The 24,161-nt window shown below is 68.8% G+C and carries 14 protein-coding genes; 2 read left to right on the top strand and 12 right to left on the bottom strand.

The annotated features are described in order from the left end of the window. Positions 1-74: 74 nt before the first annotated feature. The gene (locus IFE19_RS15680; protein ID WP_207827689.1) at positions 75-1,556 is read right to left on the bottom strand and encodes a DEAD/DEAH box helicase; all 1,482 of its coding nucleotides are present in this window, start codon (positions 1,554-1,556) and stop codon (positions 75-77) included. A 339-nt stretch (positions 1,557-1,895) separates the two neighbouring features. Then, complete coding sequence (locus tag IFE19_RS15675) at positions 1,896-2,546, bottom strand: DUF1345 domain-containing protein (RefSeq protein ID WP_207823909.1); 651 nt, start codon at positions 2,544-2,546, stop codon at positions 1,896-1,898. Positions 2,547-2,637: 91 nt separating this feature from the next. Here IFE19_RS15675 and ku point away from each other — a divergent pair, with 91 nt between their 5' ends. Beyond that, positions 2,638-3,465 carry a non-homologous end joining protein Ku gene (gene ku, locus IFE19_RS15670; protein ID WP_207823907.1) on the top strand — a complete coding sequence of 276 codons (828 nt, stop codon included), beginning with the start codon at positions 2,638-2,640 and terminating at the stop codon, positions 3,463-3,465. On the opposite strand, the gene IFE19_RS15665 is transcribed toward ku, so the two are convergent. The 6 genes from IFE19_RS15665 to IFE19_RS15640 are packed head-to-tail and all read right to left on the bottom strand — an operon-like array spanning position 3,462 to position 14,065. Continuing rightward, positions 3,462-3,923, bottom strand: a complete 462-nt coding sequence (locus IFE19_RS15665) for a cysteine hydrolase family protein (RefSeq protein ID WP_207823904.1) — start codon at positions 3,921-3,923, stop codon at positions 3,462-3,464. The two genes, ku and IFE19_RS15665, sit on opposite strands and share 4 nt — an antisense overlap. An 8-nt stretch (positions 3,924-3,931) precedes the next feature. Continuing rightward, positions 3,932-4,114 (bottom strand): DUF3606 domain-containing protein, encoded by a 183-nt coding sequence (locus IFE19_RS15660; RefSeq protein ID WP_087120133.1) that lies wholly within the window; start codon positions 4,112-4,114, stop codon positions 3,932-3,934. Positions 4,115-4,164: 50 nt separating this feature from the next. Then, positions 4,165-6,684 carry a DNA ligase D gene (ligD, locus tag IFE19_RS15655; RefSeq protein WP_207823902.1) on the bottom strand — a complete coding sequence of 840 codons (2,520 nt, stop codon included), beginning with the start codon at positions 6,682-6,684 and terminating at the stop codon, positions 4,165-4,167. Positions 6,685-6,738: 54 nt separating this feature from the next. Next, entirely contained in the window at positions 6,739-8,067 is a 1,329-nt protein-coding gene (locus IFE19_RS15650; RefSeq protein WP_207823898.1) for an ammonium transporter, read from the bottom strand. Between the two features lie 41 nt (positions 8,068-8,108). Beyond that, the gene (gene gltB, locus IFE19_RS15645; RefSeq protein ID WP_207823895.1) at positions 8,109-12,635 is read right to left on the bottom strand and encodes a glutamate synthase large subunit; all 4,527 of its coding nucleotides are present in this window, start codon (positions 12,633-12,635) and stop codon (positions 8,109-8,111) included. Further along, positions 12,632-14,065, bottom strand: a complete 1,434-nt coding sequence (locus IFE19_RS15640) for an NAD(P)-dependent oxidoreductase (RefSeq protein WP_207823893.1) — start codon at positions 14,063-14,065, stop codon at positions 12,632-12,634. Before IFE19_RS15640 ends, gltB begins: the two co-directional genes overlap by 4 nt. A 263-nt stretch (positions 14,066-14,328) precedes the next feature. On the opposite strand from IFE19_RS15640, the gene IFE19_RS15635 reads away from it, so the two are divergent. Then, positions 14,329-16,764, top strand: coding sequence for a membrane-bound PQQ-dependent dehydrogenase, glucose/quinate/shikimate family (locus tag IFE19_RS15635; protein WP_207823891.1), 2,436 nt, complete (start codon positions 14,329-14,331; stop codon positions 16,762-16,764). Between the two features lie 102 nt (positions 16,765-16,866). On the opposite strand, the gene IFE19_RS15630 is transcribed toward IFE19_RS15635, so the two are convergent. The 4 genes from IFE19_RS15630 to IFE19_RS15615 form a co-directional block, all read right to left on the bottom strand. Further along, entirely contained in the window at positions 16,867-18,141 is a 1,275-nt protein-coding gene (locus IFE19_RS15630) for a glutamate-5-semialdehyde dehydrogenase (protein WP_207823888.1), read from the bottom strand. Further along, positions 18,138-19,271 (bottom strand): glutamate 5-kinase, encoded by a 1,134-nt coding sequence (gene proB, locus IFE19_RS15625; RefSeq protein WP_455423504.1) that lies wholly within the window; start codon positions 19,269-19,271, stop codon positions 18,138-18,140. Before proB ends, IFE19_RS15630 begins: the two co-directional genes overlap by 4 nt. A gap of 170 nt (positions 19,272-19,441) precedes the next feature. Beyond that, positions 19,442-20,881, bottom strand: a complete 1,440-nt coding sequence (locus IFE19_RS15620; RefSeq protein ID WP_207823884.1) for an efflux transporter outer membrane subunit — start codon at positions 20,879-20,881, stop codon at positions 19,442-19,444. Continuing rightward, positions 20,881-24,156, bottom strand: coding sequence for an efflux RND transporter permease subunit (locus tag IFE19_RS15615; RefSeq protein ID WP_207823882.1), 3,276 nt, complete (start codon positions 24,154-24,156; stop codon positions 20,881-20,883). Before IFE19_RS15615 ends, IFE19_RS15620 begins: the two co-directional genes overlap by 1 nt. Positions 24,157-24,161 lie beyond the last annotated feature (5 nt).

Genomic DNA, 24,161 nt, shown 5'->3' with positions numbered 1-24,161 from the left:
ACATGGAAACGGCGGCTCCCTTGCGGGAGCCGCCGTTTTTCTTTGCCGTCAGATCAGGGCCGAAGCCCGGATCATCAGCCCTGCGAGCCGTAGCCCTTGCCGCCGTTCGACGGGCGGCGACGCGGGCGGCGCTTCATCTCGCCGACCGGCTTGGGCTCGGCCGAGGGGTTGGCGCGTGGCGACGACTTGGGACGTTCGCCCGCCATCGGATCATAGGTCGCGGCCGGACGTTCGGCGTGGTGCGTGCGGTCGCGGTTCGCGCCGCCCTTGCGCTGGCGGTGCGGCTGACCGCCGCCCTCCGGCTTGACGCCGTCGCGGCGCGGGTTGCGAGGACGGTTGCGGCCTTCGCCGCCGCCGCGGCCTTCACGGCCTTCACGCTCGGGCAGGGTGGCCTTCTGCTTGACGCCGGCCGCCATGATCGAGGCGTCCAGCTGGGCCAGGGCCTTGTCGTTGCGGCGGTCCACGGCCGGGATCTTCTGGCGCGTGACCTTTTCGATGTCCTTGAGCAGCTTCATCTCGTCGCCGGCGACGAAGCTGATGGCGGTGCCGTCCTTGCCCGCGCGGGCCGTACGACCGATGCGGTGGACATAGGCTTCGGGCACATAGGGCAGCTCGAAGTTCACCACGTGGGTGACCTTGTCCACGTCGATGCCGCGCGCGGCGATGTCGGTGGCGACCAGGACGCGCAGCTTGCCGTTCTTGAAGGCTTCAAGCGCACGCTCGCGCTGCGGCTGGCTCTTGTTGCCGTGGATGGCGCCGGCTTCGACGCCGCCGGCTTCCAGATAGGCCGCGACCTTGTCGGCGCCGTGCTTGGTCTTGGTGAAGACCAGGCAGCGCGTATAGGCGGGGTCGCTGAACAGCTCGGTCAGCAGGGCGCGCTTGCGGCCCTGTTCGATGTGGATGACCGACTGCTTGATGCGCTCGACCGTGGTCGACTGGGGCGTGACCTGGACCTTGACCGGGTCCTTCAGCAGCTCGCCGGCCAGCTTGCCGATCTCCGACGGCATGGTGGCCGAGAAGAAGAGGTTCTGACGCTTGGCCGGGATGCGGCTGACGATCTGACGGATGGGCTTGATGAAACCCAGGTCCAGCATCTGGTCGGCTTCGTCCAGGACGAAGATTTCGGTCGACGACAGGTCCAGGGTCTTCTGTTGCAGGTGGTCCAGCAGGCGGCCGGGGGCGGCGACCAGGACGTCCAGGCCCTGTTGCAGGGCGCGTTCCTGCGGGCCGTATTTCACGCCGCCGAAGATGACGGCGACGCGGAAGCCCAGATGGGCGCCGTACTGCTTGAAGCTGTCGGCGATCTGGGTGGCCAGTTCGCGCGTCGGCGACAGGATCAGGGCGCGCGTGGTGCGCGGCTGGGGCGCGACGCGGTTCTCGGCCAGGCGATGCAGGATCGGCAGGGCGAAGGCCGCGGTCTTGCCGGTGCCGGTCTGGGCGATGCCCAGCAGGTCCTTGCCCGCCATGACGTCGGGGATGGCCTTGGCCTGGATCGGGGTCGGCTTTTCATAGCCGGTCGAGGCCAGGGCCTGGAGGAGGGCCTTGTTCAGGCCCATGGATTCAAAAGTGATATTGCTCACGGAGCGTCTTTCGCTTGCGGAGGCGCGCATCCCGCGAGCGTCGGGTCGAGAAGGCGAAGCCTTCTGACCGCACGCAACAAGGAAGACGCACCGCCAGTCCCGATAGAGCTTCGGAATGAAGCCGTCGGGGTGGATCGGGCGCCGCCCCGCGTGTCCGGACGACGTAATGACTCTGAGGTCTGGCCGGCTGCGTCTGCAATCAGGTCTTCGGGGAGGAAGACCCACACGCGTTGCAGGAAACCGGATACCGCGATTGTGCGGTGCAGCGCAGATGGGCCTCAATAGCGGCCAAGTCAAGGCGAAGCGCGCATAAGCCTAGAGCAGGCTGACCGCCATGTTGACCGCCAGGGCCAGGATCACTGTGTTGAAGACGAAGGCGATCAGGCTGTGCACGGTGGCGATACGGCGCAGTTTGCGACTGCTGATCTGAATGTCGGCGGTCTGGCTGGCCACGCCGATGATCAGGGAAAAGTGCAGGAAGTCCCAGTAGTCGGCCTCGCTCTCGCCGGGAAAGATCAGGCCACGGCGGTCGCCCTTGCCCTTTTCAGCGGGAGCATAGAACTCGTGGGCGTAGTGCAGGGCGAAGATGACGTGGGTGAACAGCCAGGACACGGCGATGGTGCCGATGGAGAAGAGGGCCTCGGCCGTAGTCGGCTTGCCGCCGTCCGCCGTCTCCATGACGATGACGAAGACGCTGGCCGCCGCTGCCAGCAGGCTGAGCGGCAGGACGGCGGCGCCGGCCTGATCCAGGGCCGCCGCGCGTCGGCGGATGGCGTCGGCGGTCCGGGCGCGCCGCAGCCGGGCCAGGGTCAGCAGCAGAAAGACGCTGGCGCTGGCGTCCCAGGCCACGGCGAGGCGCATCTGCCAGTCCCAGTCGGACGGGGTGGCGACGGCGGCGACCGCCAGAACCGCCAGGCCTAGCCACAGGGCGGCGTGCAGTCGGAACGAGCGGATGATCCAGGACATGGGTGGATGATGACGCTGTTCTGCGGCGGCAGCCAGTGGGACTGAACAAATCCGCACAGCACCCGTTCGGTCAGGGGGAAAGGAGCGGAACATGGCGACGCGACCGACCTGGCAGGGACATATGAAGCTGTCACTGGTGACCTGTCCGGTCGCCCTCTACACCGCGACCAGCAGCGCCGGCGACGTGCGCTTTCACCTGATCAATCCGGCGACGAACAATCGCATCCGCATGGTGACGACGGACCCTGACACCGGGCCGGTCGAGCGCTCGGACCTGGTCAAGGGCTATGAGGTGGCCAAGGACGAGTACGTCCTGTTTGACGAGGCCGATTTCGACAAGGTGAGGCTGGAAAGCACCAAGACCATCTCCATCGACCAGTTCGTCGATGAAGGCGACATCGACCGGCTCTACTGGGACGATCCCTTTTACGTCGTGCCGGAGAAGGGCGTGGGGGTCGAAGCCTTCGCCGTGATCCGCGAAGCGATGAAGACCGCGGGCAAGATCGCCCTGGGCCAGCTGGTGCTGCGCGGCAAGGAGCGGCAGCTGGCGCTGGAGGTCCATGGCAAGGGGTTGGTCGCCTACACCCTGCGCGCCCACGACGAGGTGAAGGACGCTGACGACTTTTTCGACGACATCCCGGAAGTGAAAGCGGACGCCGACATGGTCGAGATCGCCGCGCGCATCATCGGTCAGAAGGAGGCGGGCTTCGACCCGACCCGTTTCCACGACCGCTATGACGAGGCCCTGCGCGAGATGATCCTGATCAAGCAGAAGGGCGGCAAGGGCGTGGTGGCCGTGGCCGAGCCCGACGATACCAACGTCATCGACCTGATGGCGGCGTTGAAGGCCAGCCTGAAGGGGCGGGGCGCCGCAAAGCCTGCGCCGAAGAAGGGGGCTCCGAAAAAGAAGGCGGGCTAGAGGTCCGTCGTGCGGACTACATGTCTGAAGTGATGCCGCCACAGCCGGGCGCCCAGCAGGCCCGAGCGATCCAACGAAGAGCCCACGGTCAGGTCTTCGATCAGGGTCGGCGTCAGGCCCGCGTCGAACAGGGCGAAGCCGGCGGCCAGGACGCAGGTGTCGGCTTGGATGCCGCAGACCAGAACCCGCTCGGGGTTCAGGCTTTTCAGATGGGCGATCGTCTCGGGCGTCGGGGCGTAGCCGTGTTTCACATGGATGACATCGGCCTTGATCAGGCTGTCGTCGTCTGGAGCCGGGGTCCAGCCGAGCTGGCGCGCGAAGGGGGTGACGGCCTCGTCGTGGCGCTCGACGGTGGCGACCGAGGGCATGGTTCCGATCAGGCGATTGATCCCCGTGATCAGCCAGCCCGGCGGATTGAAGATGGGCTGGACGTCGATGATCAGCAGGGCCTGACGCATGGCGGTGGTCAGCGCTTCTTGCCCAGTTCGGCGGCGATGTCCTTGGTCATGCGACCGACCTTGCGGTGGGCGGCGGTGATCTGATCCTTGGTCACGCCCCAGCGCTTCATCCAGTATTCGACGGCCTGCCGCTCGGACAGGTCCAGCCGGTCCTTGTCGATGAAGCCGCGCTTGTCCTTGAGGCCCGCCATGATCTCTGTCTCCGTTTCCATGACGTCATAGGCCGAACCGTCGCCAGGCGTTAGAGCTTCAGCTGTTTCAGCGCCGGTTTCAAAGACGCGGCGGCCGAACGGAAATCCAGCCATGGATCGGACGTCTGCAACAGTTCGGCGGCGCTCCATAGGTTGAAGGCTGTCGGTTCCAGCCCCGGCTTCACCTGGTCCCACCTCAGGGGGAAGGCGATCCCCGCGCCGGGGCGGGCGCGCGGCGACCAGGGGGCGACGGCGGTGGCCATGCGACCGTTGCGCAGATAGTCGAGGAAGATTTTTCCGCCACGCGCCTTCTTGGCCAGGGTGGTGGTGAAGCGATCGGGATGGTCGGCCTTCATCGCCTCCGAGACTCCCTTGGCGAAGGCCTTGGCCGTGTCCCATTCCACCCGGCTGCGGGCGTCGGCCTTGATTGGGACGACGACGTGCAGACCCTTGCCGCCGGTGGTTTTGACGAAGGGGGTCAGGCCGAGGGCCTCGAGCCGCGGTTTCAGCAGGTTGGCGGCGGCGACGACGTCATCGAAGGCGAGGCCCTCGTCGGGGTCGAGGTCGAAGGTGATCTGGTCCGGGGTCTCGGGATCGCCGGGCTTGCAGCCCCAGGGATGCAACTCCAGACCACCCGACTGGCCGACGGCGATCAGGCCGCCGAGGTCGATGACGGCGAGGTAGGGCCTGCCCTCGCCGACGTCGATCGGCCGCAGGCCCGGGACGCGGCTCGTCAGGGCGTGGCGCTGGAAGAAGCGCTCGCCGCCGATGCCGTCGGGGGCGCGGATGATGGAGACGGGACGGTCGAGGATGTGGGGCAGGAGGCGCTCGGCGGCGGCTTCGTAATAGGCGATCAGGTCGGCCTTGGTGACAGCGACGTGGTCGTCGAGCGCGGGCCACATGATCTTGTCGGGATGGGTGATGGTGACGCCCGCGACGATCAGTTTGCTGGACGTGGCGGCGGGCGGTTGGGGCGCGTCGGTCACGTCGGACGGCGCCTTGTCCTCGCGCAGGCCCTTGAAGGCGGCCTGACGCAACGACCCCGCCTCGGTGTAGCCGCCGTGTTCGATCTCGGCGACCAGGGCCGGGGTGGTCCAGTGGATGTCATTCCCGTCCTCGGGGATATTGGCGCCGATGAAGGGGGAGCGGTCGGCGGCGGCGGCTTTCAGCGCCGCTGTCAGGCGTTTGGTCAAGGCTGCCGAATAGCCCGTGCCGACGCGGCCCAGATACCGCAGCCCGCCCTTCGTCTGAACCCCGACCAGCAGGGAGCGGAAGCGGCTGCCACCCTCGGACGACCAGCCGCCGATCACCACCTCGTCGCGCCCCCGGCACTTGGACTTGACCCAGGCGGCCGCGCGGCCCGCCTGATAGGGGGCGTCGAGCTTCTTGGAGATGACGCCCTCTAGATTCATGCGGCAGGCGCTTTCCAGAATGGTCTGGCCGCTGGCGCTGAAATGCTCGACGTAGCGCAGGCGCTCGGCGGCGACCCTGGGGGCGCGATCGATCAGGGCCTGAAGCCGGGCCTTGCGGTGCGACAACGGCAGTTTGCGCAGGTCCTCGGGCCCGTCGAACAGCAGGTCGAAGGCGAAATAGACCAGGCTGTCGGTCGCGCCCTCCGAGATGGCCGTCTGCAGGGCCGAGAAGTCCGGCATGTGACGCTCGTCCAGGGCGCACAGCTCGCCGTCCAGCACGCCGTCGGGCCAGCGGGCGGCGTCGGCGGCCAGTTCGGGAAAGCGGTCAGTCCAGTCCAGACCCTTGCGGGTGCGCAAGATCGCGCGGCCGCCGCCGGTCGCGATCTGAATCCGGTAGCCGTCGAACTTGATCTCGTGCGCCCAGCCGGTGGCCGAGGGCGGTCGGGCGGCGATCTGGCACAGCTGGATGGGGACGAAGGCGTGGGGTTTGGCCAGCGGTTTGGCTGCCGGCTGTGGCGGCGGGCGCGCAGCCTTGCGGGCGGCGGGTTTGGACGATGTCCATTCGGCGGGGCCAGCGGCGATTTCAGCCAGGCTGCGCCCGCTGATCACCGAGGCGTCGATCTCGGCCAGGGCGTCGCCTTCGCCCTCGACGGCATAGGCGTCCTTCTCCTTGAGCAGCAGCCAGTTGGGGCGTTTGGAGGGTTTCCCTCGGTCGGACTTGAGCCGGATCAGGGCCCAGCCGCCCTTCAACCGCTCGCCGTCGAGGGTCAGCTTGACCACGCCCTTCCTGAAGGCCGCGTCCAGATCCGCGTCCTGAGGCGCCCATTCGCCGACGTCCCACAACTGCACCGTGCCCGCGCCATAGTTCCCCGCCGGGATGGTCCCCTCGAAGCCGCCGTAGTCGAGCGGATGGTCCTCGACCTCGACCGCCAGACGTTTGACATGGGGGTCGCGCGAGGGGGCCTTGGTCACGGCCCAGGACTTGAGGACCCCGTCGTGCTCGATGCGGAAGTCGTAGTGCAGGTGCGACGCGGCGTGGCGCTGGATCAGGTAGCGCAGGCGGGTCTGACGGGTTTTCGCCTTGCGGCCCTTGGGCTCCGGCGTGACGCCGAAGTTCCGCATGGCCTGATAGGTGTCGAGTTCGCCGCGCGCCGCCATGGGGGCGAAACGCAGACGGGCGGCGAAGGCTTCACGCGCTCGCCGCCCGGTTGCTCAGTGCATGGCCTCGCCGTGCTGGCTGTAGTCGAGGCCCTCGATCTCGGCCTCCTTCTCGACGCGCAGGCCGACGGTGTATTTGCAGATCATCAGGACGACGAAGGTGCCGACGGCGCTCCAGACCATGGCGCCGCCCAGGCCGACAGCCTGTTTCCAGACCGTGGCGCCTTCGGCCAAGGGGTTGATGGCGGCGTTGGCGAAGACCCCGGTCAGCAGGGCGCCGGCGATCCCGGCGATACCGTGCACCCCGAAGGCGTCGAGGCTGTCGTCGTACTTGAGTTTGTGCTTCAGCCAGACTGCGCCGACATAGGCGATCGGGCCGGAGATCAGGCCGATCAGGAAGGCGCCCCTGGGGTCGACGAAGCCGGCGGCAGGGGTGATGGCGACCAGACCGGCGACCACGCCGGTCAGCAGGCCCAGCAGGGTCGGCTTCTTCTTCAGCGTCCACTCCACCGCGATCCAGCCGACGGCGGCGGCGGCGGGAGCCAGCAGGGTGTTGAAGACGGCGACGGCGGCGATCTCGTTGGCGCCCGCGGCCGAGCCGCCGTTGAAGCCCATCCAGCCCACGAACAGCAGGCCGGTGCCGATGGCGGTGAAAGCCAGGTTGTGCGGGGCCATGTTGTCCCGGCCCCAGCCGTGGCGCGGACCCAGAACGATGGCGCAGACCAGACCGGCCACGCCCGCGTTGACGTGGACCACGGCCCCGCCGGCGAAGTCGAGCACGCCCAGCTCGCCCATCCAGCCGCCGCCCCAGACCTGATGGCAGATCGGCGCATAGACGATCAGGTGCCACAGGGTGAAGAAGAGGACGCTGGCCGAGAACTTGATGCGCTCGGCGAAAGCCCCCGCGATCAGGGCCGGGGTGATGATGGCGAAGGTCAGCTGATAGCTGATCCACAGGAACTCGGGCAGGCCGGGGGTCAGGGCGTGGGCGGTCTTCACCCCGACGCCGTTGAGGAACAGGGCCTGAAGGCTGCCGATGAAGCCGTTGGCCGGACCGTCGACGGTGCCGAAGGACAGGGTGTAGCCGGCGACGAACCACAGGACGGTGACGATGGCCATGGCCGCCGTGGAATGGGCGATGGTGGCGATCAGGTTCTTCTTGCGCACCATGCCGCCATAGAAGAGCGCCAGCCCCGGCAGGGTCATCATCAGCACGAAGGCCGTTGAGGTCAGGATCCAGGCCGTGCCGGGACCGTCCAGCGCCAGCGGGACCTGATGCGCCAACAGGTTCGGCGGCACGGCGGCGAAGGCGGGCGCGCAAAGCGCAACGGCGAAAAGGCCGCAACAGAATGCTGCGGCCCTGGAAATCGTCGGTGATGTCATGAAGGTCTCGGGGAGAAGACGCTGCGGATGGGAAGGCGACGTCAGGCCGGTTGGGCCAGCCTGACGTCGGTGGTTGCGGCCTCGGCGGCGAGGACGGTTTTCGGCGCGATGCGGACGAAGCGCGGCGCGAACGACGCCCAGTCGGCCAGGATGCGGCGGGCCAGAGGCGAGCCGGTGGCGCTGGCGTGGGCCTCGATCAGGGCCTTCAGCCGGGCCTCGGCTTCGGCGTCGATGGCGCCGACGCCGGCCATGTCGCCGTTCAGGGCTTGAGCGGCCCGGCCCTCGGCGTCCAGCACGAACAGCTCGCCGCCGCTCATGCCCGCCGCCAGATTCCAGCCCACCGAACCCAGAACCACCACGCGGCCGCCGGTCATGTATTCGCAGCCGTGCGCGCCCAGACCCTCGACCACGGCCTCGGCGCCCGAGTTGCGGACGGCGAAGCGCTCGCCCGCCGCGCCCGCCACGAACAGGCGGCCCGAGGTCGCGCCATAGAGGGTGGTGTTGCCGCAGACCTGCTGATCCGCGCGCCACTCCTGGGGACGGACATGGATGTCGGCGCCTGACAGGCCCTTGCCGACGTAGTCGTTGACCTCGCCGGTGACGTCGAGGATCAGGCCCCTGGCCCCGAAGGCGCCGAAGCTCTGGCCGGCGATGCCTTCCAGCTTCAGCGTCAGACGGCCCTGCGGACCCTGCGGGCCGAACTTGCGGACGATGGCGGACGACACTCCGGCGCCGGCGGTGCGCTGGGTGTTGTTAAGCGGATAGGACAGCTCCAGCGTCTGGCCGCGCTCCAGGAAGGGAGCGGCGTCCTTCAGCACCTGGGCGTCCAGGCTTTCGGGAACGGGCTTGCGCACCTTGTCGGCCCATCGTCCGGGACGGTCGACGTCGACCTTCATCAGCAGGGGGTTGAGGTCCAGATCGTCCAGATGCGAGCCGCCGCGGCGGGTCTGACGCAGCAGGTCCGTGCGGCCGACGATCTCGTCGATCGTGCGGGCGCCGATGGAGGCCAGGATTTCGCGGACCTCCTCGGCGATGAAGGTGAAGAGGTTGACCACCTTCTCCGGCGTGCCCGTGAACTTGGCGCGCAGGCGCTCGTCCTGCGAGCAGACGCCGACCGGGCAGGTGTTGGAGTGGCACTGGCGCACCATCAGGCAGCCCATGGCGATCAGGCCCGAGGTGCCGATGCCGTATTCCTCGGCCCCCAGCAGCGCGGCCAGGACCACGTCGCGCCCGGTGCGGATGCCGCCGTCGGCGCGCAGGCAGACGGAGGAGCGCAGGTGGTTCAGGCTGAGCACCTGATGCGCCTCGGCCAGACCGATTTCCCACGGCATGCCGGCGTGCTTGACCGAGGTCTGGGGCGAGGCGCCCGTGCCGCCGTTGTGGCCGGCGATCAGGATGGCGTCGGCCTTGGCCTTGGCCACGCCGGACGCGATGGCGCCGATGCCGGTGGCCGAGACCAGTTTGACCGTGACCTTGGCGTCGGGGTTGATCGCCTTCAGGTCGTAGATCAACTGGGCCAGGTCCTCGATCGAGTAGATGTCGTGGTGCGGCGGCGGGCTGATCAGGGTGGTGCCGGGGACTGCGTGGCGCATCCGGCCGATGAACTCGGTGACCTTGAAGCCGGGCAACTGACCGCCCTCGCCGGGCTTGGCGCCCTGGGCCACCTTGATCTCGATCTCGCGGCATTGGTTCAGGTATTCGGCGGTGACGCCGAAACGGCCCGAGGCCACTTGCTTGACCGCCGAATTGGCGTTGTCGCCGTTTGGACGCGGCACATAGCGAGCCGGGTCCTCGCCGCCCTCGCCGGAGACGGCGCGCGCGCCCATCCGGTTCATGGCGATGTTCAGGGTCTCATGCGCCTCAGGCGACAGGGCGCCCAAAGACATGGCTTGCGACAGGAAGCGGCGGCGGATGTCCGAGACGCTTTCGACCTCGTGCAGTTGCACCGGGGTCAGGCCGTCCTTGAAGTCCAGCAGGTCGCGCAGGGCTAGGTCCGGCTGTTCGCGGACGGCGGCGGAGTATTGCTTGAAGCGCTTGAAGTCGCCGCGGTTCACCGCGTCCTGCAACAGGTGGATGGTCTTGGCGTCGTGGGCGTGGGCCTCGCCGCCCGCACGGATGCGGAAGAAACCGCCCATCGACGGGGAGGGGACCGCCGCGCCGAAGGCGACGCTGTGACGCTTGAGCGCCGCCTGCTCCAGACCGGCCAGACCGATGCCGGAGATGCGCGAGGGCGCGCCGGGGAAGAACTCGGCGGCCAGGGCGCGCGACAGGCCCAGGACCTCGAACTCGCAGCCGCCGCGGTAGGCGGAGATGATGCTGATGCCCTTGCGCGCCAGCACCTTGAGCAGGCCCGCTTCGATGCCGTGCTTGTAGTTCAGGCAGGCGTCGTGAAGCGTCAGGCCCGGATAGGCGCCGCGATCCAGACGCTCCTGGAACAGTTCCTGCGCCAGCCACGGATTGACGGCGGTGGCGCCGACCCCGACCAGAACGGCGAAGGCGTGCGGGTCCAAAGTCTCCGCCGAACGCACGACCAGCGAGCAATAGGTGCGCAGGCCGGCGGCGATTAGGCGGCCGTGCGTCCCGGCGGTGGCCAGGATCATCGGCGCGGCCAGACGCTCTGCCGAGGCCTGCTCGTCGGTCAGGACGATCAGGGTGGCGCCGTCGCGCGCGGCGGCCTCGGCCTCGTCGCGGATGCGGTCGAGCGCCTGACGCAGGCCGGCGCCGGGGCGGTCGCCTTCAGCGGGGACCGGATAGGTGCAGTCGATCACCGTGGTCGAGCCGTCGGCGACGACGCCCAGCAGGCGCTGGTACATGCCGGTGGTCAGGACCGGGCTGTCCAGCACGAAGACCTCGGTCTGGGCCTCGTCCTGGGCCAGGATGTTGCCGAGGTTCTTGAAGCGGGTCTTCAGGCTCATGGCCCCGGCTTCGCGCAGGGGGTCGATGGGCGGGTTGGTGACCTGGCTGAAGTTCTGGCGGAAGTAGTGGGCCAGAGGGCGCGGCAGGCTGGACAGGACGGCGGGCGGGGCGTCGTCGCCCATGGAGCCGACCGCCTCCTTGCCGTCGCGGACCAGGGCGTCCAGCAGCAGGTCCAGGTCTTCGCGGCTGAAACCGGCGGCGATCTGGCGGCGGATCAGGGCCTCGCCGACGGCGGCGCGGGGCTCGGGTCCGGGGCCGATGATCGGCTCCAGATCGACCATGTTCTCCAGCCAGTCGGAGTAGGGCTGGGCGGCGGCCAGGGCATCGACGGCCTCGTGCTCGTCATAGAGGCGGCCATGCTTCAGATCGACGGCGATCAGCTTGCCGGGACCGATGTGCAGGCGGCGCTTGATGCGGCCCTCGGGCAGGGGGACCAGACCGGCCTCGGAGCCGGCCAGCAGCAGGCCGTCCACGGTTTCGACGGCGCGCAGGGGGCGCAGGCCGTTGCGGTCCTTGCCCGCCACGACCCAACGGCCGTCGACGGCGCACAGGGCGGCGGGGCCGTCCCACGGCTCCATCACTGCATTGCAGTAGGCGTAGAGGGCGCGGTGCTCGGGCTTCATCACCACGTCGTCCGAGGACCAGGCCTCGGGCACCAGCAGGGCCTTGGCCAGGGGCGCAGGGCGCCCGGCGCGGACCAGGACCTCGAAGACATTGTCCAGGGCCGCCGAGTCCGAGCCGCCCGGCTGGACCACCGGCTTGACCTCCTGATCGCGGTCGCCGAAGGCCGAGGCGGCCATGCGGATCTCGTGGGCGCGCATCCAGTTCAGGTTGCCCTGAAGCGTGTTGATTTCGCCGTTGTGGGCCAGCATGCGGAAGGGCTGGGCCAGCTTCCATTCGGGGAAGGTGTTGGTCGAGTAGCGCTGGTGGAAGACGGCGTAACCGGCCTCGACCGTGGGGTCGTTCAGGTCGTGATACAGCTGACCCAGCAGTTCGGCGCGGACCATGCCCTTGTAGACGATGGAGCGGGCCGACAGGGAGCAGAGGTAGAAGCCGTTCAGGCCCGACGCCTGCACCGCCTTTTCGATGCGGCGGCGACACAGGAAGAGCTCGCGCTCCAACTCCTCGATCTCCATGCCTTCGGGGGCGGCCAGCATGATCTGCTCGATCTCGGGCCGGGTGGCGTCGGCGCGGACGCCGACGACGGACAGGTCCATCGGCGTCTGACGCCAGCCGTAGATATAGAAGCCCGAGCGGATGGCTTCGGCCTCGACGATGGCGCGGGCGTGGTCCTGGGCGCCCAGGTCGGTGCGCGGCAGGAAGACCTGACCCACGGCGATGGGGCCGGGGCGCAGGGTCTGGCCGACGGCGCGCACCTGGGCCGCGAAGAAGGCCTGGGGCAGTTCGATCATGACGCCGGCGCCGTCGCCGGACAGGCCGTCGGCGTCGACCGCGCCGCGGTGGGCCACGGCCTTCAGCGACTTGATGGCCATCTCGACGATCTCGCGACGCGGCTTGCCGTCGATGGCGCAGACCAGGCCCACGCCGCAGGCGTCGCGCTCCGACGACGGGTCATAGGCGCCGCCCTCGATCAGGCGGGCGCGGTTCTCTTCGTACTGGGCCAGCCAGTTCTGTTGCGATGCGTCGGTCATGCCGCGGCTTCCTCGGTACGCGCGCGCAGGTAGCGGTCGATTTCGGCCGCGGCGTCCTGGCCGTCGCGCACGGCCCAGACAACGAGGGAGGCGCCGCGCACGGCGTCCCCGGCGGCGAACACGCCGGGCAGGGTGGTGGCGAAACCGCCGCGCGCCACCTGCAGGGTGTTCCACCTGGTCAGGCCGAGGTTGGCGTCGAGCTGCTCGGCGAAGGCCTCCGGCTCGAAGCCGAGGGCCTCGATCACCAGGTCGGCGGGCAGGTCGAAGTCCGAACCGGGCACAGGCGCGATGTCGCGGCGCCCGCCTGCGGAGGCTTCGGTCAGGGCCATGCGCTGGGCGCGGACGGCGGTCACGGCCTCGCCCTTGGACATCAGAGCCTTGGGCGCGCCCAGCCATTCGAAGCGGACGCCTTCCTCCTCGGCGTTCTGCACCTCGCGGGCCGAGCCCGGCATGTTGTCGCGGTCGCGGCGATAGAGGCAGACGACGCTGTTCGCCCCCTGACGGACGGCGGTGCGGACGCAGTCCATGGCCGTGTCGCCGCCGCCGACCACGACGACGTCGCGACCGGCCGCGTGGGGGGCGTCAGCCACGGGGGCGTCGCCGCAATCGACGCGGTTCTGGGCGATCAGGAAGTCGAGGGCGGCGACGGTGTCGTTCGGGCCGCGACCGGGCACGCTCAGGGTGCGGGCCTGATAGACGCCCATGGCCAGCAGGACGGCGTCATGGCGCGACCGCAACTCGTCCATCGAGACGTCGACGCCGACGTTGGTGTTCAGCACGAACTGGACCCTGCCCTCGATCAGGCGGTCGATGCGGCGCTGGACGATGCGCTTCTCCAGCTTGAAGCCGGGGATGCCGTAGGTCAGCAGGCCGCCGGCGCGGTCGTGGCGGTCATAGATCGTGACCTGATAGCCGTCACTGCGAAGGCGATCGGCGGCGGCTAGGCCGGCGGGGCCGGAGCCGACGACAGCCACGCTCTGGCCGCGCTCGACCAGGGGGCGGATGGGCTCGACCCAGCCGTTGTCGAAGGCGGCGTCGGCGATCCAGGCCTCGACCGAGCCGATGGTCACGCCGTCCCAGCCGGACTGCTGCAGGGTGCAGGCGCCCTCGCACAGGCGGTCCTGCGGACAGATGCGGCCGCAGATTTCCGGCATGGTCGAGGTGGCCGAGGCGACGCGCCAGGCCTCGCGCAGGTCGCCGTCCGCCGACAGGGCCAGCCAGTCGGGGATGTTGTTCTGAAGCGGGCAGGCGTTCTGGCAGAAGGGCACGCCGCAGTCGGTGCAGCGCGACGCCTGGACCGTCCCGCTGGCGGCGGTCGGTTTGAGCGTGATCTCCGTGAAGGCGCGTACGCGCAGCTCAGCGGGCTGTTTCTCCAGCCGACGCTGCTCAATCAGAAAACCACCAGGGTTGGAACGGCCACCTTTTTGCATTTGCTCATTAAGCAAAGTCCGCACCAAAAGAGCAAATATTTTTCCTCACTTGGTCGCATCAATCATGTTGAAGGGTAAAATTTACCGATATTTTTTCAAATTTATGCAATGTGTTTTCTCGCAATGGTTTGCGATGCAGCATTTTTTAGCAAGGGTTTCGGGGCGATCCTGACCTTGTCTGCCGTTTTTCTGCCGTTTTCTGGAACGGCCCGGCTTTCGAGGGGTTCAGGCAAGGCCAAGCTGAACCCCGGGAGTCGTACGGCATGTCCTCCATTGAACGCGGGCGCGGATTCGGAAGCGTCCTGGTGCGATTGCTCGGGGTGATCATCGCCCTGATCGGCCTGACGCTGACCATCGGCGGCGGGCAGCTGATCATGCTGGGCGGTTCGCCCTATTATCTGATCGTCGGTCTGATGATGATCCTGTCCGGGGGGCTGTTGGCCCTGCTGAAGGCGACCGGAGCCTGGCTCTACATCCTCATCTTCATCGGCACAGTCATCTGGGCCTTGTGGGAGGTCGGGCTGAACGGTTGGGCCCTGGTCCCGCGCGTGATCGCGCCCCTGGTGCTGTTGATCCTCGTTGTCCTGTCCTTCCCTGCGCTGAAGCGCGAAGGCGGAGGCGGCAAGCTGGCGTTCGGTGGGATAGGTCTGATCGTCGTCCTGGGTCTGATCTCCGGCGTCGTGGTGGCTCAGGCCAACAAGGCGCGGGTAGACAGCCCGGTGCCGGCGGCGGGGCAGGGCGGGATCGGTGATCCAGCCCTGATCAAGACGGGCGCCGACTGGCCGGCCTATGGCGGGGCTGACAGCGCCCAGCGCTATTCTCCGCTGAACCAGATCACCAAGGACAATGTGAAGGGCTTGCAGCGCGCCTGGACCTTCCGCACCGGCGACCTGCCGGAGGAGCGGTTCGGGGCGGAAACCACGCCGCTGAAGATCGGCGACACCCTCTATCTGTGCTCGGCTCGCAATCGGCTGTTCGCCCTGGATGCGACGACCGGAAAGCAGAAGTGGACCTATGATCCCCAGGTCGCCGACGATCAGATCCCCTATACCGCCGCCTGCCGGGGCGTGACCTATTACGCCCAACCCAACGTCGATGCGGCCCAGCCCTGCGCCGCGCGTATCATCGAGGGCACGCTGGATGGGCGGCTGGTGGCGGTGGACGCCCGCACGGGCGCGCCGTGCGCCGGGTTCGGGACCAATGGCGCGGTCAGCATCAAGACCGGCATGGGCGACCCCTATCCGGGCATGGTCTCCATCACCTCGGCCCCGGTCATCGTGCGCGGCGTGGTGGTGACGGGACATCAGGTTCTGGACGGGCAGAAGCGCTGGAACGCGTCCGGCGTCATCCAGGGCTTTGATGCGGTGACGGGCCAGCTGCGCTTCGCCTGGGACATGATGCGACCGGACATCACCACCCTGCCGCCGGAGGGGCAGACCTATACGCCGGGCACGCCGAACATGTGGACCACGGCGACGGCGGACGAGGCCTTGGGTCTGGTCTTCCTGCCGATGGGCAACTCGGCGGCGGACTATTACTCGGGCCTGCGTCGCCCGGCCGAGAACGAGTACTCGACCTCTCTGGTGGCGCTGGATGTGACGACGGGCAAGCCGCGCTGGCATTTCCAGACGGTACGAAAAGATGTCTGGGACTATGATCTGGGCTCGCAGGCGACCCTGGTGGACATGCCCGGCGGCGTGCCGGCGGTGATCCTGCCGTCCAAGCAGGGCGACCTTTATGTCCTTGATCGGCGCACCGGTCAGCCGCTGCACAAGGTCGAGGAGCGTCGCGTGCCCCAGGGTGGGGTGGAGCCGTCGCAACGCAGCCCGACCCAGCCCTTCTCCCTGTTCCACACGCTGCGGAAGGCGGACCTGACCGAGCGCGACATGTGGGGCATGTCGCCGATCGATCAGATGTTCTGCCGCATCCAGTTCCGTCAGGCGGCCTATGAGGGCTACTTCACGCCGCCGACTTCGGACCGGCACTGGATCCAGTATCCGGGCTACAACGGCGGCTCGGACTGGGGCGGGGTGGCGGTTGATCCGGCGCGCGGCGTGATCGTGGCCAACTACAACGACATGCCCAACCATAACCGGCTGGTGCCGCGCGCCGAGGCCGATCGTCTGGGCTGGTTCTCGCGCGACGATCCCCGCTACATCGAACGTGAGAAGGAGGCGGCCAACCGCGGCGGCAACCTGTCGAAGTCGAAGGCCGAGGGGGCGGGCGATCCCCAGGCGGGCGTGCCCTACGCCATCGACGTCAACGCCGGCTGGCGGGTCAAGGCCACGGGCCTGCTGTGCAAGCAGCCCCCCTATGGCGGCATCCGGACCATCGACCTGAAGACCGGCCGCACCCTGTGGGACCGGCCGTTCGGCACGGCGAGGAAGAATGGGCCGTTCGGCATTCCCTCCATGCTGCCTATCGAGATTGGCACGCCGAACAACGGCGGCTCGGCCGTGACGGCGGGCGGATTGATCTTCATCGCCGCCGCGACTGACGACCTGATCCGCGCCATCGACATCGAGACGGGCAAGACGGTGTGGTCCGACGTCCTGCCCGCGGGCGGTCAGGCCAATCCGATGATCTATGAGCAGAACGGCCGTCAGTACCTGGTCATCATGGCCGGCGGGCATCACTTCATGGAGACGCCGGAGGGCGACTACGTGATTGCTTATGCGCTCCCCGAAGGGGGCGCATAAGCATCTTTCTTGGGCCTATCGCGCTTCGCGCTACTTGAGGCCGATGGGTGGAATTGGGGAAGGTCGGGGCTTGGGCTCCGGCGTTTTCTGCGCCGAGCCGGATCAGGGCCGGGTCTGGCCCTGGCCACGCACGACGTATTTGTAGGTGGTCAGTTGTTCGGCCCCGACGGGGCCGCGCGCATGCAGTTTCGAGGTCGAGATGCCGATCTCGCCACCGAAGCCGAACTCGCCGCCGTCGGCGAACTGGGTCGAGGCGTTGATCAGGACGATGGCGCTATCGACGCCGTTGGCGAAGCGCTCGGCGGCCTCGGCGTCGGTGGTGATGATGGCCTCGGTGTGGCCCGAGCCGTAAGCCCGGATGTGCTCCACGGCGCCGTCCACCCCGTCCACGACCCGCACAGACAGGACGGGGGCCAGGTATTCGGTGGTCCAGTCGGCCTCGGTCGCCTCGGCGGCTTCGGGGACCAGGGCGCGGGTTTCGGCGTCGCCGCGCAGTTCGCAGCCGGCGTTGATGAGGTCAGCGGCGACAGCGGGCAGCAGGCGCCCGGCGGCGGCGCGATCGACCAGCAGGGTCTCGGTGGCGCCGCAGACCGAAACGCGGCGCATCTTGGCGTTGACGGCGACGCGGCGGGCGACGTCGAGATCGGCGGCGGCGTCGAGATAGGTGTGGCACAGCCCCTCGAGATGACCCAGCACAGGGGCTTTCGCTTCGGCTTGAACGCGGGCGACCAGGCTCTTGCCGCCGCGCGGGATGATCAGGTCGATGGTCCCTTCAAGCCCCGACAGGATGGCGCCCACGGCTTCGCGATCAGGGACGGGGACCAACTGGATCGCGTCGGCGGGCAGACCGGCCTCGGTGACGGCGCGGCTCACCACGGCGGCGATGGCGCGCGAGGATTCCAGGCAGTCCGAACCGCAGCGCAGGATGGCGGCGTTGCCCGAGCGCAGACAGAGGGCGGCGGCGTCGGCGGTGACGTTGGGGCGGCTCTCAAAGATGACGCCCAGCACGCCGATGGGGGTGCGGACGCGGGCGATGTCCAGACCATTGGCGGGGGTCCAGCGGGCCATTTCGGCGCCGACCGGATCGGGCTGGGCGGCGATGGTCTCGACGGCGACGGCCATGCCCTCGACGCGGGCGGGGGTCAGGGCCAGGCGGTCGATCAGGGCTTCGGACAGTCCCGAGGACCGAGCGTTTTCAATGTCGCGGGCGTTGGCGGCCAGGATCTCGGCTTCGGCGGCGCGCAGGCCGCTCGCCAGACGGGTCAGGGCCTCGGTGCGGGTCTCCGGCGTGGTGGCGCGAAGGGCGTCGGCGGCGGCGCGGGCGTGGCGACCCATGTCGAGCATCAGGTCTTGAATGGGGGCAGCTACGTCGGTCATCGGGTTTCCAGCACCAGGTCGTCGCGGTGGATCACGACCGAGGGGCCGCGATAGCCCAGCAGGGTCTCGATCTCGTCGGAATGGCGGCCGCGGATCAGGGCGATCTCGTCGGCGGGATAGGCGGCCAGGCCGAGGCCGACCACGGCGCCGGTCGTATCCAGCAGGCGCAGGCTCTCGCCCTTCTCGAAGTCGCCGCTGACCGCGATCACGCCCGAGGGCAGCAGGCTCTTGCCCGACTTCAGGGCGCGTACGGCGCCGTCGTCCAGCGTCAGAGAACCGCCCGGCGCCATGCTGCCGGCGATCCACTGCTTCCAGGCGGCCAGCGGCGTGGCGGGGGCGGTGATCAGGGTGGCGCGGGCGCCGTCGGCGACGGCCTTGAGCGGATGCGGCGTCAGGCCCGAGGCGATGACGGTGGCGCAACCGGCCGAGCGGGCGATCTGGGCGGCGGCCAGCTTGGTCGCCATGCCGCCGGTGCCCACCCCGGCCTCGGCATTGGCCCCGCTGGCCATGCCGAGGATGTCGGGGCCGAGGCTCTCGACCAGGCACAGATGGCGGGCGTTCGGATCGCGGCGCGGGTCGGCGGTGTAGAGACCGTCCACGTCGGACAGCAGGATCAGCAGGTCGGCGCGGGCCAGCTGGGCGGCGCGGGCGGCCAGGCGGTCGTTGTCGCCGTAGCGGATTTCCTCGGTGGCGACGGTGTCGTTCTCGTTGACCACGGGGACGACGCCGTGGGCCAGCAGGGCCTCGACCGTGGCGCGGGCGTTCAGCCAGCGGCGACGACGTTCGGTGTCGTCGCGGGTCAAAAGGACCTGGGCGGTGATCAGGCCGTGGGGGGCCAGGGCCTCTTCCCAGGCGTGCATCAGCAGGGTCTGGCCGACGGCGGCGGCGGCCTGCTTGTCCTGAAGGCGACCGGGCGTGGTCTTCAGCCGACCGCGACCCAGGGCCACGGCGCCGGAGGAGACGACGATGACCTCGCGGCCCTGGGTCCGCAGGTTGGCGATGTCCTGGGCCAAGGAGGCCAGCCAGTCGCGGGTGACCGCACGGGTGGCGGCGTCGACCAGCAGGGAGGAGCCGATCTTGACCACCACGCGACGCGCGTGGGCCAGCGCCGTCGCAGGCGAGGCGACGATCTCGACGGCGGGGGAGGGCGCGGCGGGAGCGGTCATGCCCCTGTCCTAGAGCATTATTCGCGCCGGGGTCACGCTCCAGAATGTCGAAATCGTGCGTCGGTGCGTGAAAGAAAACGCCCGGCGAGGTCGAACCTGCCGGGCGTTTGTATTTCTCAGCGATGATCCGAAGATCAGGCTTCGGGGGCGGGCGCCTGATCCCAGCCGCCGGCCAGGGCCTTGAACAGGGCGATCTGGTAGGTGGTGACCTGGGCTTCCGAAGCGGCGAGGGCGGCGTCGGCCCCGGCCAGGGTCCGTTCCGAATCCAGCACCGTCAGGAAGCTGTCGGCGCCGGCGTCGAAGCGCAGACGCGACAGGCGGGCGGCGGTGGCCGCCTGATCCCGCGCGGTGCGCAGGGCCGTGCGACGGTCCAGTTCGTTGGCGTAGGCGCTGAGCGCCGTCTCGGTTTCCTGCAGCGCCGTCAGGACGGTCTGGTCGAAGGTCGCCAGGGCCGCGTCGGTCTGGGCGTCGGCCTGCTTGATGCGGGCGCGGGCCACGGCGATGTTGGGGAAGTTCCAGCTGATCAGCGGACCGACGCTGAAGCGGAAGTTGGCGTCCTCGCCCAGATCCGAGGAATCCAGCGCGGTCGAGCCCAGCGAGCCCCCCAGGCTGATCGACGGATAGAGGCTGGCGGTCGCCACGTTCACGCGGGCGGCGGCGGCGGCCAGACGGGCCTCGGCCTGACGCACGTCGGGACGACGGGCCAGCAGGGCCGCGCCGTCGCCGATCGGGATGGGCTGCGACAACTGCGGCGGCGACTGGCAGCCGCGCGCCGCCTCGCTGGCCTCGGCCGGGGTGCGCCCGGTCAGGGTAGCGAGGCGATAGAGGGCGCCGTCGCGCGACGCCCGCAGCGGCGGCAGGCTGGCGCGGGTCTGTTCCAGGGCCGCGCGGGCGCGGGCCACGTCCAGACCATTGCCCGAACCGCCGTCCAGCAGGCGCTGGGTCAGGTCGACGGTCTTGCCTTGCAGCTCGATGGTGCGTTCGGCCACCGCGATCTGGGCGTTGGCCGAGCAGGTGTCGGCATAGGCCCGGGCGGTTTCGGCGGCCACGGTGATCCGCACCACCTCTAGGGCTTCGCGCGCGGCGGCGGCGTCGCCGCGTGCGGCGCGGACGGAGGACTCGACGCGGCCGAACAGGTCGACCTCGTAGGAGACGTCCAGCCCGACGCTGTAGGTGTCGACGTCGTCCAGCTTGGCGCCGTTGGCGGCCGGGTTGGTGATGGTCGAGGCCTGGCTGCGGTTGAAGGCGGCGTTGGCGTTGGTCGTGGGCAGACGACCGGCGCGGGCTTCGGACAGCGAGGCCCGAACGGCGCGCAGATTGGCCGCGGCCGCCTCCAGCTCGTTGTTCTCGGTCAGAGCTTGCTGGATCAGACCGTCCAGCGTGGCGTCGTTGTAGAGTCGCCACCAGTCGGCGCGGGCCGCCTCGGTCGAAACCGAGGCGGATTGCGAGCCGATGAAGGCGCCTTGACCCTGGACCGGCAGAGTGGGCGCCGGCGCCTTGGGCCCGACCGCGCAGGCGGCGAGCAGAAGCGCGGCGCTGGAAGCAGTCAGGAGGGGAAGGGCTTTACGGTTCATCAGGCGTCTCCCAAGCGCGGGCTGGCCGTGGTGGGGGCCGCCGGCGCGGGGTCGGTGGGGTCGTACGGATCATGAGCGGGCGCGCCGTAGGTGGTCGGCAGGTCGCGCGGCTTCTCCGGCGTCTTGGGCAGTTTGGCCGAGAGCCAGCGCATCATCACGTAGAAGACCGGGGTGAAGATCAGACCGAAGAAGGTCACGCCCAGCATGCCGGAGAAGACCGACGTGCCCAGCGACTGGCGCATTTCGGCGCCGGGGCCGGTCGCCAGCATCAGCGGCACGACGCCGAAGATGAAGGCGAAGGACGTCATCAGGATCGGACGCAGACGCACCTTGGCGGCGTAAACAGCCGCTTCGAAGCGATCCATGCCCTCTTCCTCTTCAGCCTGCTTGGCGAACTCGACGATCAGGATGGCGTTCTTGGCCGCCAGCGCGATCAGGACGACGAGGCCGATCTGGACCAGGATGTTGTTGTCCAGACCGCGGATGTTCACCCCGATCATGGCCGCCAGCAGACACATGGGGACGATCAGCACCACCGCGAGCGGCAGGGTGAAGGCCTCATATTGCGCCGCCAGCACGAGGAAGACGAAGACCACGGCCATGATGAAGATCATCGAGGCGCCGCCCGAGGCCTGCTTCTCCTGCAGGGCCAGTTCGGTCCACTCGTAGCTGAAGCCTTGCGGCAGGGCCTGAGAAGCCAGCTGCTCCATCGCCGCGATGCCCTGGCCGGACGAGACGCCCGGCGCGGCCTGACCCTGCAGCTCGGAAGCCGGGAACAGGTTGTAGCGGACGACGCGGGCCGGACCGGAGTCCTCGCGCAGGTTGGCGACGGCGCCGATCGGCACCATGGCGCCGGAGGCGGAGCGGGTCTTCAGGTTGGCGATGTCGGCGATGTCGTCGCGGGCCGACGGTTCAGCCTGGGCGGTGACGCGGAAGGTGCGTCCCAGCAGGTTGAAGTCGTTGATGTAGGACGAGCCGAGGTAGACGCCGAGGGTGTCGAACACCGCCGACGGCTGCACGCCCATCATCAGGGCCTTGTTGCGATCCACGTCGGCGGCGATGCGGGGCGAGCCGGTGTTGTAGGTCGAGAAGACCTGCTGCACCTGATCGGGCATCTGGGCCGCGCCGCCCATCATGGCGAAGGTGGCGCCTTCCAGCGCGCGGTAGCCCGCGCCGGAACGGTCCTGGATCATCATCTTGAAGCCGTTGCCGTTGCCCAGACCCTGAACGGCCGGGGGGGCGATGACGAAGATGTTGGCTTCCTCAATGCCGCCGGTGGCGCCGGTGATGGCGCCGGCCAGGGCGGTGGCGGCCTGTTCCTTGGTGCGGTTCTCGAAGGCGTCGAGGCGCACGAAGATGGTCGCCGCGTTGGAGCCGAACGAGAAGCTGGAGCCGTCAAGACCGGCGAAGGCCACGGTGCCGTCGACACCCTCGGTCTTCTGGATGATCTCGTCGGCGCGCTTCATCACGGCCTCGGTGCGTTCCAGCGAAGCGCCGGCCGGGAGCTGGATGACGCCGATCAGGAAGCCTTGATCCTGTTCCGGGATGAAGCCCGAGGGCGTGTCCACCAGGCGCCAGCCGGTGAGGGCCAGCAGGCCCGCATAGACGATCATGACGATCATCAGCGAACGCACCAGACGGGCGGTCAGGCGGCCGTACTTGTCCGACAGCCAGTCGAAGCCCTGGTTGAACTTATCGCCGGCCCAACGGACGTAGTAGGTGACCGCGTTCCACAGGCCTGGCTTGCGGACGTTGTCGTGGTGGACGTGCGGCTTGAGCAGCAGGGCCGCCAGAGCCGGAGACAGGGTCAGGGACACCACCAGCGAGATCAGCGTCGCCGAGGCGATGGTGACGGCGAACTGGCGATAGAAGATGCCGGGGATGCCGGGGACGAAGGCGGTCGGCACGAACACCGCCGTCAGCACCAGACCGATGGCGATCAGGGCGCCGGAAACCTCCTGCATGGATCGGTAGGCGGCCTCCTTGGGTGTCAGTCCCTCTCGCAGGTATCGCTCGACGTTCTCGACCACGATGATGGCGTCGTCGACGACGATGCCGACGGCCAGAACCAGGGCGAACAGCGACAGGGAGTTGATCGAATAGCCCAGGGCCAGCTGCACCGCGAAGGTGCCGACCAGGGCCACCGGGATGGCGATGATCGGGATGATGGCCGCGCGCCAGGTCTGCAGGAAGATCAGGACGACGATGGCCACCAGGACGACGGCTTCGAACACGGTGTGCTGCACCGCCTCGACCGAGGCGGCGACGAATTCCGTCGGGTTGTAGGGGATGGAGATGGCCATGCCGGCGGGCAGCTCGGCCTTGACGGCCTCGACTTCGGCCAGGACGCGGTTGGCGGTGCCAAGCGCGTTGGCCCCCGGCTGCTGGACGATGGCCACGCCAACGCCGCGCTCGCCGTCGAAGAAGCCGCGGATGCCGTAATCCTGAGCGCCCAGTTCGACGCGGGCGATGTCGCGGACGCGGGTCACGCGGCCTTCGGCGTCGGTCTTGATGACCACGTCGGCGAACTGATCGGGGTCGGACAGACGGCCCTGCACCTGAACCGGCAGTTGGAAGGCGGCGGCGTTGGTGGCGAAGGGCGGCTGGCCGATGGAGCCGGCGGCGGCCTGGACGTTCTGGGCGCGCAGGGCGGCGACGATGTCGGGACCCGTCAGGCCGCGCTCGGCCGCCTTGGCCGGGTCGATCCAGACGCGCATCGAATAGTTGCCGCCGCCGAACACCTGAACCTGACCCACGCCGTCGATCCGCAGGAGGCGGTCGCGCAGCGTCGAGTTGGCGTAGTTGCCGACGTAGTCGTTATCCAGGCTGCCGTCGGGCGAGGTCAGGCCGACGATCATCAGGAAGCCGCTTTCGGCCTTGTTGACCGTCACGCCGATCTGGCGGGCCTGCTCGGGCAGTTTGGGTTCAGCCAGGGCGACGCGGTTCTGCACCAGCACCTGGGCGGAATCGAGATCCGTGCCGGGCTGGAAGGTCACCGTGATCGCCACGGCCCCGTCCGAGGTGGACGAGGAGGTCAGGTACAGCATCTTCTCGACGCCGTTGACCTCTTGCTCGATGGGGGCCGCCACGGTCTCTGCCAGGGTCTCGGCCGAGGCGCCGGGGTAGGCGGCGTTGATGGTGATGGTGGGCGGCGCGATCTCCGGATACTGCGACAGGGGCAGCATCGGATAGGCGAACAGGCCGATCAGGGTGATGAACACCGAGATCACGCCCGCGAAGATCGGCCGATCGATGAAGAAGCGGGAGATGTTCATTTAGG

The organism is Brevundimonas pondensis, from assembly GCF_017487345.1.
In the GTDB taxonomy this organism is placed as follows: Bacteria; Pseudomonadota; Alphaproteobacteria; order Caulobacterales; family Caulobacteraceae; genus Brevundimonas; species Brevundimonas pondensis.
This window is presented reverse-complemented; position numbering and strand designations above follow the sequence as displayed.